The 14,726-nt window shown below is 71.4% G+C and carries 17 protein-coding genes; 8 read left to right on the top strand and 9 right to left on the bottom strand.

The annotated features are described in order from the left end of the window. The first annotated feature begins 11 nt into the window (after nt 1-11). Nucleotides 12-527: an SRPBCC family protein gene (locus tag E1212_RS06105; RefSeq protein WP_131980381.1), complete on the top strand. Its 516-nt coding sequence runs from the start codon at nt 12-14 to the stop codon at nt 525-527. A gap of 147 nt (nt 528-674) precedes the next feature. Here E1212_RS06105 and E1212_RS06100 read toward each other — a convergent pair whose 3' ends face one another. After that, nucleotides 675-3,215 (bottom strand): ATP-binding protein, encoded by a 2,541-nt coding sequence (locus E1212_RS06100; RefSeq protein WP_131980379.1) that lies wholly within the window; start codon nt 3,213-3,215, stop codon nt 675-677. A gap of 74 nt (nt 3,216-3,289) precedes the next feature. On the opposite strand from E1212_RS06100, the gene E1212_RS06095 reads away from it, so the two are divergent. The 4 genes from E1212_RS06095 to E1212_RS06080 all read left to right on the top strand — a co-directional run bounded on the left by E1212_RS06095 (nt 3,290) and on the right by E1212_RS06080 (nt 5,490). Continuing rightward, entirely contained in the window at nt 3,290-4,288 is a 999-nt protein-coding gene (locus tag E1212_RS06095; RefSeq protein WP_131980377.1) for an FAD-dependent monooxygenase, read from the top strand. After that, nucleotides 4,285-4,575, top strand: coding sequence for a hypothetical protein (locus E1212_RS06090; RefSeq protein WP_131980375.1), 291 nt, complete (start codon nt 4,285-4,287; stop codon nt 4,573-4,575). The genes E1212_RS06095 and E1212_RS06090 overlap by 4 nt, the downstream gene beginning before the upstream one ends. Nucleotides 4,576-4,651: 76 nt before the next feature. Then, complete coding sequence (locus E1212_RS06085; protein WP_131980373.1) at nt 4,652-5,221, top strand: OsmC family protein; 570 nt, start codon at nt 4,652-4,654, stop codon at nt 5,219-5,221. A 68-nt stretch (nt 5,222-5,289) separates the two neighbouring features. Next, nucleotides 5,290-5,490, top strand: a complete 201-nt coding sequence (locus tag E1212_RS06080; protein ID WP_131980371.1) for a hypothetical protein — start codon at nt 5,290-5,292, stop codon at nt 5,488-5,490. Nucleotides 5,491-5,538: 48 nt separating this feature from the next. On the opposite strand, the gene E1212_RS06075 is transcribed toward E1212_RS06080, so the two are convergent. The 5 genes from E1212_RS06075 to E1212_RS30710 all read right to left on the bottom strand — a co-directional run bounded on the left by E1212_RS06075 (nt 5,539) and on the right by E1212_RS30710 (nt 9,296). Continuing rightward, nucleotides 5,539-6,399, bottom strand: coding sequence for a CPBP family intramembrane glutamic endopeptidase (locus E1212_RS06075; RefSeq protein ID WP_131980369.1), 861 nt, complete (start codon nt 6,397-6,399; stop codon nt 5,539-5,541). A gap of 18 nt (nt 6,400-6,417) precedes the next feature. Continuing rightward, nucleotides 6,418-6,573: a hypothetical protein gene (locus E1212_RS29275; RefSeq protein ID WP_162605338.1), complete on the bottom strand. Its 156-nt coding sequence runs from the start codon at nt 6,571-6,573 to the stop codon at nt 6,418-6,420. Between the two features lie 117 nt (nt 6,574-6,690). Beyond that, a complete protein-coding gene (locus E1212_RS06070) occupies nt 6,691-7,335 on the bottom strand; it encodes a response regulator transcription factor (protein ID WP_131980517.1) in 645 nt (214 codons plus the stop codon). Then, complete coding sequence (locus E1212_RS06065) at nt 7,326-9,068, bottom strand: sensor histidine kinase (RefSeq protein ID WP_131980367.1); 1,743 nt, start codon at nt 9,066-9,068, stop codon at nt 7,326-7,328. Before E1212_RS06065 ends, E1212_RS06070 begins: the two co-directional genes overlap by 10 nt. Before the next feature lie 105 nt (nt 9,069-9,173). After that, complete coding sequence (locus tag E1212_RS30710) at nt 9,174-9,296, bottom strand: hypothetical protein (protein ID WP_275296154.1); 123 nt, start codon at nt 9,294-9,296, stop codon at nt 9,174-9,176. Between the two features lie 190 nt (nt 9,297-9,486). Between E1212_RS30710 and E1212_RS06060 the strand changes: the two genes are divergently transcribed. After that, complete coding sequence (locus tag E1212_RS06060; protein WP_162605337.1) at nt 9,487-11,091, top strand: alpha/beta hydrolase; 1,605 nt, start codon at nt 9,487-9,489, stop codon at nt 11,089-11,091. A 124-nt stretch (nt 11,092-11,215) separates the two neighbouring features. Here E1212_RS06060 and E1212_RS06055 read toward each other — a convergent pair whose 3' ends face one another. After that, nucleotides 11,216-11,413, bottom strand: coding sequence for a hypothetical protein (locus E1212_RS06055; protein ID WP_131980363.1), 198 nt, complete (start codon nt 11,411-11,413; stop codon nt 11,216-11,218). Nucleotides 11,414-11,518: 105 nt separating this feature from the next. Between E1212_RS06055 and E1212_RS06050 the strand changes: the two genes are divergently transcribed. Both E1212_RS06050 and E1212_RS06045 read left to right on the top strand, forming a co-directional pair. Continuing rightward, a complete protein-coding gene (locus E1212_RS06050; RefSeq protein WP_131980361.1) occupies nt 11,519-12,295 on the top strand; it encodes an Fpg/Nei family DNA glycosylase in 777 nt (258 codons plus the stop codon). A gap of 474 nt (nt 12,296-12,769) precedes the next feature. Continuing rightward, nucleotides 12,770-13,540, top strand: a complete 771-nt coding sequence (locus E1212_RS06045) for a GAF and ANTAR domain-containing protein (protein WP_131980359.1) — start codon at nt 12,770-12,772, stop codon at nt 13,538-13,540. 21 nt (nt 13,541-13,561) lie between these two features. On the opposite strand, the gene E1212_RS06040 is transcribed toward E1212_RS06045, so the two are convergent. Beyond that, complete coding sequence (locus tag E1212_RS06040; protein ID WP_131980357.1) at nt 13,562-14,149, bottom strand: TetR/AcrR family transcriptional regulator; 588 nt, start codon at nt 14,147-14,149, stop codon at nt 13,562-13,564. A gap of 347 nt (nt 14,150-14,496) precedes the next feature. Continuing rightward, the coding region (locus E1212_RS06035) for an LPXTG cell wall anchor domain-containing protein (RefSeq protein ID WP_131980355.1) at nt 14,497-14,726 on the bottom strand (230 nt) is incomplete at its 5' end.

Here is a 14,726-nt window from a genome sequence, read left to right as displayed (position 1 = left end):
AAGGAGCACCCATGTCCGAGACACCCCCAGAAGGCTCCAGCGGCGGGTTCACCGTGCACCGCCGCCTCCACACCAGCGCCAAGCTCGTCTACGCCGCCTTCGTCGAGCCCCGCAACCTCGAGCAGTGGTTCGTCGTGCCCGGCTACCACACGCCCGCCGACCGGATGCGGGTCGACGCCCGGCCGGGCGGGCGGTTGGACGCGGTGATGATCTCCGACACCGACGGGACCGAGATCCCCTTCGGCTTCACCTATGCCGAGCTCGATCCGCCGCACCGGGTCGTCCTCCGGTTCGACGAACCACGCGAGCTGGTCACCGTCACCCTGGCCGACGCACCCGACGGCGACGTGGACCTCACCTACGAGTTCGTCAGCTGGCCCGGGCCCGCCGATCCGGACGCCTCCAGGCGGGGCGTCGACGACATGCTCGACCTCATCGAGGCCGGGATCGAGCGGGGCACCATCCATGGCAGCTCTGTCGCGGAGCGCACGACCGCATCGACGAGTACAGGCGAGACGCAGGTCTGATGGCCCCGCTCGGAGCTGGGCTTCATCACGTCACAGGTGCGGCGTTGCCGGGGTCGGCGAAGGCGTCGGTCACGGCGGCCACGCCGACGGCGGAGTCAATGATCCGTTCCGCAGACGAGAGCCGCGCGAAGAGCGCGATGGCCGCCCCTAGTCGATCGACCCGGCCGCCTCGTCGAGCTTGTCGGGCGACGCGATCCGCAGCGCCTGCGTGGGTGACAGGCGTTCGCCTTCGGCGCGGGCGGCATCGAACTCTGCTCTCCCCAGAACCCGCACCAGCGACCGGCGCAACTCCTCGTCCGGTGGCTGAATCGGCCGCATGTGCGCGCTGGCCGACTCACGTGCGGTGCGCGCGGTGCCGAGGATGACGGCCGCAGGGCGCCAGCGACCTTGCGCGGAGTACACGGAGGCCAGGGACTCCAGCGCTCGCACGAGCACGAACGACTGGCCGGCCAGCGCGATGGCGGCGACGCTCGCGCTCAGCAACCGCTCGGCGTCGGCCAGTCTGCGCTGCTCGTAGGCCCGTTCTCCGAGGATGTACAGTGCTCGGCCCGTGCAGCGCTGATCGCCGAGCCGGCGCAGCGTCGGAAGGCAGCCCGCCATCAGCTGGGAAGCACGCTCCCGGTCGCCACGCAGCCAGGCGAGCTGCCCGAAGCCGACCGTCGCGTGCACCCGATCCCCTTCGCTGCCGGCTGCCGCGGCGAGGGCCTGACTCTCCGTCAGCCACGCGTGCACCTCGTCATCGGCGATGCCGGCGTACATCGCACGCTGCGCCATGATGAACAGCGCGTTGGCCGCGTACATCTGATCGCCGACCCGACGGAACAACGCCACGCTGCGTCGCCCCCAGGCAAGAGCCTCGGCGAGGTCGCCGGACGCCTGCGCCAGAGCCTGCATGGTGAGTGCGGTCTCCCAGGGATGATCGTCGCCCAGCAGCATCAGCGCCTCGTTCAACGCGGGCAGCACCAGATCCGCCTGGACCCAGATCGCGCCCATGCCGACGGCCCGCGCCGCCCGCGCCCGGGTCTTCGCGTCCAGGCCGACGGCGAGCTCAGCGGCCCGGCGGGCCAGGTCGAAGGCGGCTCGAGAGTCCGATGGTTGCAGGATCGCACTGGCAGCGGCGACTCCGGCCACGGCCGCGCGAGCCGCGGGCGGGTGACCCATCGCCAGCACTCGCTGGATCCAGGCCTGAGCCTCGCGGCGCTGTCCGGTGGTGTCCCAGAACCGCTCCAGGGCGGCGATCCACCGCCAGGTGCATTCGATGTCGCCGGTGACGATGCAGTGGTCGAGCGCGGCCCGTAGATTCGGCTGCTCCGTGCTCAACCGGTCGAGCCACACCCGCTGGTCCGTGGTGCGCAGTCGCTCGGCGCCCTGTTCGGCGAGAGCGAGGAAGTGCGAGGCGTGCCGCCGCCTGGTCGCGGGTTCGGCTCCGGAAGCGGTCAGGCGCTCGGCCGCGTACAACCGGATCGTCTCCAACAACCGGTAGCGCCGCGTCGCGCGCTCCATGGTCGACACCAGGGACTTGTCCACCAGACTCGGCAGCAACGCGATCATGGACGTCGCACCACGCCCGTCCGCCCGGCACACCGCCTCGGCGGCCGCGTAGTCGAAGTCGGCGGGGAACACGCCGAGCCGGTCGAACACCGTCCGTTCGGCGTCGTCCAGCAGTTCGTAGCTCCAGTCGATGGCGCCGCGCAGCGTCTGCTGTCGCGGCGGTGCGGTCCGGGCTCCGCCGGAGAGGAGTTCGAAGCGTTGGTCGAGGTGATCGACCAGGTCGGCCGGCTCGAAGCTGCGAACCCGGGACGCGGCCAGCTCGATCGCGAGCGGTAGCCCGTCGAGGCGCTGGCACAGCGCGGCGACGCTCGCGGCGTTGGCGTCGGTGAGCGTGAAGCCGGGTGCGACCGTGCCCGCGCGCTCGACGAACAGCCGAACGGCGTCGAAGGCTCCGGCGACGGCGGCCGAGGCGGCGGCCTGCGGCGCAGGCGTCGGCAGGGGACGCACCTGGTACGTGACCTCCCCGGGCACGCCGAGCGGTTCGCGGCTCGTGGCGATCACGCGCAGCAGCCTGCCCGCGGTGAGGAGATCGGCGACGATCTCGGCGGCCTCCGCGATGACGTGCTCGCAGTTGTCCAGCAGCAGCAGGCAGCGCATCCCGCCGGCCACCTCGCGCAGGATGTCGCGCAGCGACCATCCCGGCTGCGGCACGACACCCAACGCCCGCGCTACGGTGTCGCCGACCAGGCCCGGCCCAGCCGATGCCAGCTCAGCGAGTCGGGCACCGTCGGGCCCCTGCGCGGCCCGGTGCGCAGTCAGGTGCAGGGCGAGCCTGGTCTTGCCCACCCCGGCGGGCCCGAGGAGTGTCACCAGGCGGTGCGTGCCGAGCAGCTCGGCCAGCTCGCCCAGTTCGTTCGTCCGGCCGACGAGGCTGGTGAGCGGCGTGGGCAGCGCTCCATCGACGCTGCCGCGGCGCAGCTCCACACCGATCTCGGCCAGCGCCGCGCGGTCGGTGACGCCGAGCTTGCGCATGAGCGCGGCGATGTGGCTCTCCACGGTCCGTACCGAGACGTGCAGCCGCTCGGCAATCTCACGGTTGCGCAGTCGCTCGGAGACCGCGGCCAGCACCTCCGCTTCGCGCTCGGTCACGCCGGTGCGGGCCAGCTGCTCCCCTAGCCCACCCTCGCGACCTGCCATTCAGGCATTGTGCTCCAGCCCGGCGTCCCGCGGTACTGACACGGCGTCCGTGCAAAGACCCGTGGATCGCACGGATGTGTCCCTGCCCGGGACCACCGAGGCTCGTCTCCAAGGACGAAACGGCGGCAGTGGCCGCCGGACGTCGACGCCCAGGGGGACTCACCACGATGCCAAGGCACCGCCACCGCCACGACGTGGTCGTCGTCGGCGCTCGCGCCGCCGGCGCGGCCGCCGCGATGCTGCTCGCTCGGCTCGGTCACGACGTGGTCGTCGTCGACCGGGTCGTGTTCCCGGCCGACACCCTGTCGACCCACCAGCTCGCCCGGACAGGCGTGCTGGCGCTGCACCGGTGGGGCCTGCTCGATGAGGTGCTGGCCACCGGTGCGCCGGCGATCCGCCAGGTCACGTTCACCACTGCCGGTGAAGCCGTCACCCGTCGCGTCAAGGACAAGGCAGGCGTGGACGTTCTGGTCGCACCCCGCCGTAACGTGCTGGACACGGTGCTGGCCGAGGCAGCGGCGGCCGCCGGTGCCGACGTCCGGTTCGGGGTGAACGTCGACGGCGTGCGCCTGGATGATCGCGGACGGGCCTTCGGGGTCTATGGACACGATGACGCCGGTGCCCCGGTCGAGCTCGACGCCCGGTTCGTGGTCGGCGCGGACGGGCTGGGGTCCAGAGTGGCCCGGTCGGTAGGCGCGAAGGTGGTCGAGCATCGAGGCGACGGCGGTGCGGCACAGTACGCCTACTTCGACGGCCTGCCGTGGAACGGCATCGAGCTCGTCGCCGCTGACCGGGCGCTCGCCGGCGTGTTCCCGACCCACCACGGTCAGGCCTGCGTATGGGTGTGTACGCCGACCCGCGACGCGCAGGCCGCGCGCCGCCAGGTGCCGTCCCGCGCGGCGGCCTTCACCGCGCTCCTGGAGCGTGCCGCTCCCGAGCTGGCAGCGCGTCTGCTCAGCGGCCGCCGCACGTCGCCCGTGACCGGCATGCTGCGCATGCCCAACCTGGTGCGCGAATCGTCCGCCCGGGATGGGCGCTGGTCGGAGACGCCGCCGTCCATCGGGACGCGGTGACCGGCTATGGGCTGAGCGATGCGTACCGGGACGCCGAGTTGCTCGCCGGCGCACTGCACGCTGCGCTGTCGGGTCGGCGGGACGAACCGGCCGCGCTGGCCGGCTACCGGTCCGCACGCGACCAGATCTTCCGTGACGTGTTCGAGCTGACCTGTGCGCTGGCCGCCTATCCCCCGGTACCCGAGTTCGTCGAGCTGCAGAAGCAACTCGGGCAGGCCATCGACCAGCAGTCGGCCGAGCTGGCCGCACGACCCCTCCCCGGTGAGCGTGAGCTCGCCCGGGCCTGAGCTGCTCGCCATCGAGTGCGAGCGCCCTGTCCGCACCGTGCGCCCGCGCGGTGCCCGATCGAAGGAGAACCAGCACATGACCACGGCACTCGACGACTCGACCCGCAACGGGGTCGACACCGCCGCCCTGTTCGCCACGCTGGACGCGGTCAAGGCTGCACCGGCGGCGGCCGCGTTCCAGTTCCGTGCCCGGAACGAGTGGATCTCCGGCACGCACAGCCGCGGCACGATCAACGAATACTTCGGCGCCGGCGAGGAGCGCACGCACGAGCGTGTCTTCCAGTTCGACGCCGACCACCCCGCCGTGCTGGTCGGACGCGACAACGGACCCACCCCGGTGGAGTTCGTCCTGCATGCGCTCGCGTCCTGCCTCACCGCGGGGCTGGCCAACATCGCCGCCGCCCGCGGGATCCAGCTGACGCAGGTCCGATCCACGGTGTCCGGTGACATCGACCTCAACGGCATCCTCGGGCTCGACCCGACCGTCCGGAACGGCTACCAGCGGATCACCGTCCGGCTCACCGTCAAGGGCGATGCGCCCGCCGAGAAGCTGCGCGAGATCGTCGAGCAGTCCCGTGCCCGGTCCGCCGTCTACGACGTCATCAGCGGGCAGGTCCCGGTCGCCATCGAGGTCGACACCGACTGACGCGCCTGCCGGACGCCGGCGCGAGCACTCGACCATCGCGCCGGCACCACCATCGAGAAGAGGAATCCATGGACACCCTGTACATGGTGGCGGTCCAGCACGACCTGCTCGTCCGCCAATCCGACACGCCGGAGCGGCGGCATCTCGCCGCCGCACTCGCGGCACGCGAGCCCTGGCGCCTGCGCCTGCGCCTGCGGCGGCTGAGGCTGCCGGTCGGCCCACCACCCGCCACGATGGCGGCGCGGGGGCCCACGGCGCCCCGGCCATGAACGCGGACGCCCGGTCGCCTGTCGGAACGGTGCGTCGCGCGACGACGCCTACGCTCGGGTCTCGATCGTCGTCGGTGTGCGGTCCGAGCCCGGTCCGCTCCGATCGGAGGACGCGGGCACTGGGTATCGGGCCGACCCGGGCGCCACGTGCCAGGCGCTCCGGTCGAAGACGATCAGCGCCAGAGCCACGATCCACCAGCAGACCCCGTAGATCCAGTTCATGCGCTCCGCGTCCGCTCCGCTGAAGCCGAGGTCGCCGTAGGAGATGCTTCCCTCCATCGCGTGGAAGACGAGCGTCAGCAGGACGCTGCCGTCGGCGTGGTTGAACAGCCAGACGTAGACGATGGTGATGAAGAACGTTGTGGGCAGTCCGATCAGCCCCAGGTCGCCGCTGACAGCGAGCGGGAGGTGCCAGCCGGCGACCAGGACGCCGAGGATCACCGCGGAGGCCAGTGGTGACCGAGTGGACTGCTGGCGCGGCAGCGCGTAACCACGCCAGGCGGGCTCTTCCGATACCGGTGCCTCGAGCGGGTTCACCAGCCGCAGCGCGAACACCGCGGCGAACCCGGACCATGACAGTTCGGCCCACTGCACGCCCGCTGCCCCGAGTGCCACGTTCGTCTCGGTCGCGACCAGGCGGACCAGCAGCGGCAGCCCGAGCGCCACCACGTACCAGTACCAGGCGACGCGCCACCGCACGATCCTTCGTCCCAGGTCCCGCCAGCCCGGCCGGCCCTCGGTGACACCGATGACGATCAGGGCGGCGATCAGTGCGCCGGTGGACACGATGATCGGCTCGGACATGAGGCCCGCGGCCTGGAACGGCCACGTCGACCATGTCAGGGCGTAGGCGAGGACGAAGAATGCGGCGAGACGATGTCGGCGCATCCACGAGACGAGACCGGACATGGGGTTCTCCTCCGAGACTCAGCTGGGTTCCGGTGGCGACGACCGCCCGTCGGCGGGTGGTTCGGCCGGACGCTCGGGCTCGGCCTCGGCAGGCGGCTGACCCGGGTCGGCGGGGACCGGTTCGGCCCCGGGCGATTCGTGGTCGGGCTCGTCCTGGATGACACGGGTCTTCACGAGCGGCTCCTCGCGCGCGGTGGGATGCCACCACGCTCGCAGCCGACGTCATCGCGGGTAAGGCGGGTAACTCGTCGATTCAGGGGCCGGGTTTCTGGTGTGGCCGCGGGCCCATGATCACGAGCGCAGGTACAGCAGCACGGCCAGGACGCGCCGGGAGTCGCTGCCGCTCGAGGGGATGCCGAGCTTGTCGAAGATGCTCGACACGTATTTCTCGACGGCCCGCAGGGTGATCACGAGCCGGTCGGCGATGCCCTGATTGGAGTTCCCCGCGGCCATCAGCTCGAGCACCTCCCGCTCACGGGGCGTGAGCCGCGCCAGCGGATCGCCGTCGCGGCGCTTCGACAGCAGAGTCGAGACGATCACGGGGTCGATCGCCGAGCCGCCCGCAGCCACCCGCCGCAGCGCACCGATGAAGTCCGGCACGTCGCTGATGCGGTCCTTGAGGAGATATCCCACGCCCTCCGCCGAGTCGGCGAGCAGCCTCATCGCCAACCCGAGCTCGACGTACTGCGACAGCACCAGCACGCCCACGGTGGGATGGCCCGCACGGATGTCCAAGGCCGCCCTGAGTCCTTCGTCGCTGTGGGTCGGGGGCAGCCGGATGTCGACGATGGCGACGTCCGGCAACGGGGCGCGCATCGCATCGCGAAGCTCGTCCGCGTCTCCACACCGGGCCACGACCTCGAAGCCGGCGTCGCCGATCAACCGCGCCAGCCCTTCTCGCAGCAGCACGCTGTCCTCGGCGATCGCTACCCGCACGGGATCTCCGCCCGCACCCGCGTGCCGGCCCGCAGCGGAGTCCACACGCGCAGGCGTCCGTCGAGGGCCTCGACGCGGTCGGCCAGCCCACGCAGCCCGGTGCCTCGTTCGGTGTCCGCGCCGCCGATGCCGTCGTCGACGACCTCGACGACGACACAACCGTCCTTGCGGACGACGTCCACGATGGCTGCGGTCGCCTGGGCGTGTTTCGCGACGTTGGCGAGGCTTTCGCAGACGACGTAGTACGCGGCCACCTCGACCTGCTCGGCGAGGCGGCCGCCGACGTCGACCATCAGCCGGACGGGCACCGCGGCCCGAGCGGCCAGGGACTCCAGCGCGACGTCAAGGCCGTGCGCGCTGAGAACGGCCGGATGCAGCCCACGGGCGAGGTCGCGGAGTTCGTCCAGCGACAGTGCGATCTCGCGCTTGGCCTGAGCGAGCACCGGGCGTGCCGCCGAGTCGGTGTCCAGCCGACTCTCCAGCAGGCCGAGGTCGAGGGACAGGGCGACGAGCCGCTGCTGTGCTCCGTCGTGCAGGTCGCGCTCCAATCGCTGTCGTTCCTTCTGGCCGGCCTCGATCACACGCGCCCGCGATCCACGCAGTTCGTCGAGGTGGGCCCGTTGCTCGGCGCGCAGCCGGCCGTTCTCGAGGGCGATCCAAGCGGCGGCGCGCACCGCGTCGAGCAGTTCCGGCTCGTCGTTCAGTGCCGGGTCGTGCACCAGCGCGGCCATGGGTTCGACGCCCGTACCGATCAGCGTCACCGCGCTCCGGCCGTCGTCCGGTGGCAGGACGACGGGCCGTCCGTCCTGGTCGGCCCAGCTCCCGAACTGCGGCAGCCAGTAGGCGATCGTCAGGGACGGATCTCGCAGTGCTCGAGCGAGCGGTTCGCGCAGATCCACCGGCGGCGCCCGCAACGCCAGAAGCAGGTCACCGACGGCGGTACGGGCGAGGCGGGCGGTCAGCAAGCCGGCGACGAACGCGATCGGGGCCAACCCGAGAGCCGCGAGCGCGACCGCTTGCACCACAGGGAACGGCCTGCCCTCGAACACGCCCGCGAGCAACAGGAACGCGATCATGATGAAGCCGAGCGCGAACGAGTCGATGAGCAGCGACAAGGACCGGCGCAGCGGCTGGCCCTCGGCCCTCCTGCGAGTGGCGAGCACGACGACACCCCCGATCGCGACGCCACTGATCACGACCAGCTCGACGTCGTGCAGCACGCCGGCCCATGCGGCTTCGTCCGTCATGGTCAGCACCTGCCCCGGACCCAGACCACCCAGGAGCATGACGGCCAGTTGCGCGCCGATCGCCGCCGTGTAGCCCACCGTCAGCAGCACCCGCTCGAGCCGCCCGCGGAGGCGCCCGGTCGGATACGCCAGGAACACGTGGAGGATCAGTGCCACCGGAACCAGGTCGAAGGCCTGACCGATCGCGTGCGGCACCTGGCCGCCGGCCCACGACAGCGTCGCGAGGAAGGTGGCGAAGCCGGCAAGGATCATCAGCGCGCCGATGCGGCTGTCCGGCCGGTGCCACCAGGCGAGCACGCCGCTGAGGACGTACGACAGCACGATCCAGCACATCAGGGTGGCATGCAGGACCGCATGGCCGGTCGCCGCCGCCAGGGCCGCCGACGCAATGACCGCGGCCAGGCCGGCCACCGCGATCGCCCGCAGCACCAGAGGCTTGGCGGCGATGCCGATGCTGCTCGTCGGATGATGGCGGTCGTCGAGCATGGCCACCTGCCCCTCGCGACCTCCGCCCGCGCGCGCCCGGGCGGTTCGACGATCCGATGACCGGCGCGCCGGGCGCGTCCCATGCGGGGAAGGATCACACGCAGGCTACGCCCGCGACGACGACGGCACCAGTGCCGCGCCTCGGACGAGGGCCTCCGGCCCGGCCATGCCCGCCGCGGCGGCAGTCGGACGCTCGCCCCGCTGGTCCTTCTCGATGTGGCCGGCCATGACGACTCCCTGGGAATCCGAGGCTGGACGTATCCAGGCTCGCAGCCGTCGCCGGCACGTCGGGCGGGTGACCCCCGCCGATCCGGTACCAGAAACCCGTCCCATGGAACCGCGAGATACCCGCCTTACGGATCCGGGCGCGGACTGCGACCGTGACGATCACGTTCAGTCCTGCACCCGGGGAGGGATCATGGGACCAACCGTGAGCCGCGACGAGTCCGGCGTTCCGCGCCATCGACGCCACTCCGGCCGGATCAGTCGCTGGTCCGTCGCGATCGTCACCGTCGCCATGGTGGCGACCGCGATGCCGGCGAGTGCGGACGCCCGATCCCCGTCCGCTGTGGACACCTCGGGGCACCGGCAGGTCGGGTGGACCGCCTGCGGCCCCCGCCTCGAGTGCGCGAGCGTCCCGGTACCGCTGGACTGGGACCGTCCGAGCGGAGCGACGATCTCGCTCTCGGTGATCCGGCATCTCGCGAGCGACCCCGAGGAGCGGATCGGGTCGCTGTTCTTCAATCCCGGCGGTCCCGGTGGCTCCGGGGTGGGCGCCGTCGCCGAGCGCGGCGACTCCTTGGACGCTTTGACGCAGGGCCGCTTCGACATCGTCGGCTGGGACATCCGCGGCTCCGGTGGCAGCGCCCCGGTGAGCTGCTTCGACGACGCTGCCGCCCGCGCCGGCTTCTGGGAGGGCCTGCCGGTGCCCACCACCGGCGCCGAGGAACGGCGCTACTTCGCCAAGACGGTCGCGCTCGCCCATCGCTGCGGTGAGCTCAACGGCGATCTCCTGGCCCACATCTCCACGGTCGACACCGCCCGCGACCTCGACCACCTCCGCCGGCTGGTCGGCGACCAACGGCTGAGCTACCTGGGCGAGTCCTACGGCACCCACATCGGCCAGACCTACGCCAACCTGTTCCCGAACCGGGTCCGGGCCATGGCGCTCGACGGCCTCGTCGACTCGGCCGCGGCCGCCGCCGGCCTGGGGCCGGTGCTGGCCAGCAGTCTCCGCGGCACCGACCAGGTGTTCAGGCGATTCCTGGAGCTCTGCGAGACGGCCGGCCCGGACCGGTGCGCGCTGGCCGGGCACGGCCCGGTGGCGGCACGTGTCGAGCTACTGCTCGACCGCCTTCGCCACGCTCCGATCCCCGCCCCCGACGCCGATCCGCCCGGTGTGCTGACCTACGGCGAGACGCTGACGGCGCTCAAGTTCGTCGGCCTGCCCAATCCCGCTCTCTGGCCCCAGGTCGCGGCCTTGCTCGAAGCCGCCTTCCAGGGCGACGGCTCGGCGATCGCGAACATCGCCGCAGGTGCCACCTCCGACGAGGCCCGGCTGACGCTCCAGGAGCAGGGCGTGGCGCTCGTGTGCGCCGACACCCCGGCACGGCGACACCCCGCCGCGTGGCCGTCGGCCGTCGGACGTCTGGAGATGGTCAGCCGCGTCGCCGGACCCGTCGTGGGCTGGATCAACGCGCCCTGCGCGTCCTGGCCGGCGGCGAGCCCGGACCGTCACACCGGGCCGTGGAACGCCACCACCCCGAATCCGATCCTGCTCATCGGCACCCGGTTCGACCCCAACACGCCGCTCGCCAGCGCCCGCCTCGCGGACCGGCGACTCGGCAACGCGGTCCTGCTGATCCACGACGGCTACGGCCATCTCAGCCGCCGGGACCCCAGCACCTGCGTGATCGAGGCCACCGGCCGATACCTGGTCGGCCTCGTCACGCCACCGTCCGGGACGGTCTGCCCGTCCGACCGCATCCCGTTCGATCCCGAATTCGGCCAGCCGGCCGACTAACGCCGCTGACCCCTGCCACGAGAGGCAGACCATGGCCCTGGGTACGGTCCGAGTCAGCGGCGAGAGCGTGACCCCGGGCACGGCGCTGTTCCTCGGGATCGGACCGTCCGACGTGGAACCCGTCTCAGCGTCGGGGTCCCTGCCGGTCATCGCCTGGGTCGCCGTCGCCGTCCGCCGCCCTCGTCGCCGGCGGAGTGGTGGTGCTCGCCGGAGTCGCGCTCACCGTCGTCGCGGCGACGACCTGCTCGACCTCGTGGCCCTCGGTGCGGCGGCGGACCGGCGTGCGGGCGGCATCTCGCTCGGCGCTCTGATCTGCGACCACAGCTGCTGATCCTCGACGGCAGCCGCTGCACACCCGAGATCACTACGGCCCGCAGAGGGCCGGAGGCCTGGAATACTCGTGTGGGAGACGTGAGGACCGGAGCCGATGCCTGAGGGCCACACCATCCACCGCCTGGCGCGCGAGATGAGCGAGCTGCAGGGCCGGGCCCTTCGTGCCTCCTCCCCCCAGAGGCGGTTCACCGATGGAGCGGCTGCCGTCGACGGCGCGGTGCTGGAACTGGCGGAGGCTTACGGGAAGCATCTGTTCCTTCATCTGTCCAGCAGCCGATCCGTGCATGTCCACCTCGGCATGCAGGGCAAGTGGATTCGCAGCACCGATCCGTCCGCACCGCCGCTGCCCCAGGTGCGGCTCCGGCTGGCCGGCGACGACGTCGCGTGGGACCTCATCGCGCCGTCGACGTGCGAGATCCTCGACCCGCTCGGTGTGGCTGAGCTGATGTCCCGGTTCGGCCCTGACCCACTCCGTCCAGACGCCGACCTGACCCGCGTGCTCCGAGCCCTGGCACGTGCGCGAGGGCCGATCGGCGCGGTCCTCCTCGATCAGACAGTCATCGCAGGTGCCGGCAACGTCTTTCGCAGCGAGGCGCTGCATGCCGTCGGAGTCGCGCCGACGCGTTCGGCGCGAGCGATGTCGGAGTCCGAGGTCGGGGACCTGTGGGTTGTGCTGCGACAGATGATGTCCCGGGCAGTGGAGGACGGCCGGATCATCACCGTCGATGAGCCGGACCGGCTGAGCCTGCCCGAGAGCGAGGCACGCAAGGTCTACAAGCAGGAGCGCTGCCGCGACTGCGGCGCCCCGGTCGTCACGAGCAAAGTGGGGGGTCGTACGGCATACCACTGTCCCGTCGAGCAGCCGTCCTGAACGGAGGCGAAGCCGGCCACGGAACCACGACCCGGTTGCCGTACCGCCGCGTTCGCCACGCGTTCTCGATCCCGGCCCGGGCGCGGTCCATTGGTGCGAGGCGAAACTCCTGCGCCCCCCTGTTCACGCCTCCCCCGGCGGCGCCGCTCGAACCGTGGAACACTGCGAGAGCAACGCCGGCGCCATACCCGTTCGCGGGAGGTCTCCGGCACTGAGCCGGTGATGACGGCCCCGGCGCGGCCATCTTGACGCCGGGGCCTGGGCGGCCGGTCCTCTCGAGCGAACCGGCGTCCTTGAGCCCGCCAGTTCCCCGACGGGCGGATTTCACTCACGGCTGTAGCCGGTCCTACGTAGGTGATGCACGACGCGGCAGCCGTGGTCCCGGCCAAGGCGCGCCGTTCAAGGTCGTTTGGCATCGCGTGACCGGGGAAACTGCTTCAAGGTCACAGGAGCGACCCGAGGGGGGTGTGTGCGATGACGACGGGCCAAGAGCATGTCGCTGCGCGACGATTGGATGATCGTACGTCCACCGTCACGCACGCGGACCCGTCCACACCGGCCGACGTCGCGCACCAGATGGGCCGGATGGCGCGGCACCTCCAGGAACAACCCGAGGTCGGCGACGCCCTGCGCAGCATCGTGCACGCCGCCGTGAGTATCGTTCCCGGCGCTCAGTACGCCGGCATCTCCGTCGTCGAAGGCCGTGCGACCATGCGCACGCCCATCTTCTCCGACGATCTGGTCGCAGCGGTCGACCGCGCACAGATCGATCTCGACGAGGGACCGTGTCTGGATGTGCTCTACCAACGGCACACCGTGCATTCCGCAGATCTGGCCGACGAGCCGCGCTGGCCGCGTTTCGCCGCGCGAGCGGTCGAGCTGGGTGTGCGCAGCATGATGGCGTTCCAGCTCTACGTCAAAGATGGCGACCTCGGCGGTCTCAACCTGTACTCCCGCCACCCCGGAGCCTTCGCCGACGACGACTCCGAGGAGATCGGGATGCTCCTCGCCACACACGCCGCGGTGGCCATTGCCGACGCCCTGCGCATCGCCGACCTCACCCGCGCGGTCGCCAGCCGCGACATCATCGGTCAAGCCAAGGGGATCCTGATGGAACGCCACAACCTCAGCGACGACCAAGCTTTCGCGCTGCTCGTACGCATGAGCCAGACCACGAACACCAAGCTCGTCAAGATCGCCACGTACATCATCGACAAGCGGCGGGTGCCCCCTGGTGCTGCCTGACGCGGAGTCCTCTCCGCGGCCTCAGCGATGCTGCTCGATCAGGCACCGGGCCATGGCCTTGGCGCGTCGGGCGGCGTCCACGTCGCCCTCTGCGGCGGAGACGATCGAGCCCTTCATCAGGATGTGCCAGGAGCGTGCGAACTCTTCGGACTCACGCAGACCCGCCTGTTCGGCTCGCTCCCGCACGATGGCGCGGATGTTCTCCAAGTACTCGATGCTGGCCTCGCCCAGCGGATGTGCCGATCCCATCTCCAGCAGCACGTTGATGAATGAGCATCCGTCGAAGTCGTCGCTGACGAACCAGTCGGCGAAGACGTCGAAGATGGCCAGCAGCCGCTCTTCCGGCGTGGTCCCACGCCGTTCGGACTCCGAACGGACCAGGCCGATGGTCCACTCCTGCTCGCGCCGTTCCAGGAAGGCGAGGACGAGGTCGTTCTTCGACGGGAAGTGCCGGTAGAACGTCGCCTTCGCCACACCGGAGCGTGCGATCACCTCGTCCACCCCGACCGCTCGGATGCCCCGGCGAGAGAACAAGTCGTAACTCGCGGCCAGCATCCGCTCCCGCGCCTGCACCGGGGCGGCGAGCCCGCCCGCCACCGAATCGCGCATGGCAACACCCTCAAGCTAGTTCCGGAGCAGCCAATCTAGCGTGACGAGGGCAGGCCCGCCGCTTCGAGCATGGCCGCGTCCCGTCGGTCCCACACGCGCCGGCGGTCGACATGAACGGTGCCTGCCCCGCACTGTACGGGCTGCAGCGCAAGGGCGCCGGCCTGCCGGAGGTGCTGGTCCGCATCCCGATGATCTTCCACGCGTTCGGCACAGAGGTCGGTCGCCAGGGGCCACCGAAGGCGACCCAGCTGGAGCCGGCAGTCCACGCGACCGAGTCGCAGGCCACTACGTACGGGTGCCCCGCCCCTCGCGCTCGAGGGGCGGGGCACCGTCATGGTGGTCCCGTCCTAGGAGGACAGGTTCGCCGGGCCTCCCGGCCCGCCGAGCGGCCGCCGCCGCTGCGTGGCGGCGAGGACCAGGCCGCCGATCAGCAGCGCCATCCCGCCGGTGAGGAACCACCCGGTGATATCAGCACCGGTGTCCGGCAGGTCGGGCCCCGGCTGCTCGTCCGGCGTGTGATGGTCGGTCTCACAGCCGGCGTTGCCGTCGGCCGCCGGGACACACACCGCCCGGTCAT

The organism is Jiangella ureilytica (assembly GCF_004348545.1).
In the GTDB taxonomy this organism is placed as follows: domain Bacteria; phylum Actinomycetota; class Actinomycetes; order Jiangellales; family Jiangellaceae; genus Jiangella; species Jiangella ureilytica.
The sequence above is the reverse complement of the archived record's forward strand: the minus strand, read 5'-3'. Positions and strand labels throughout refer to the sequence as shown.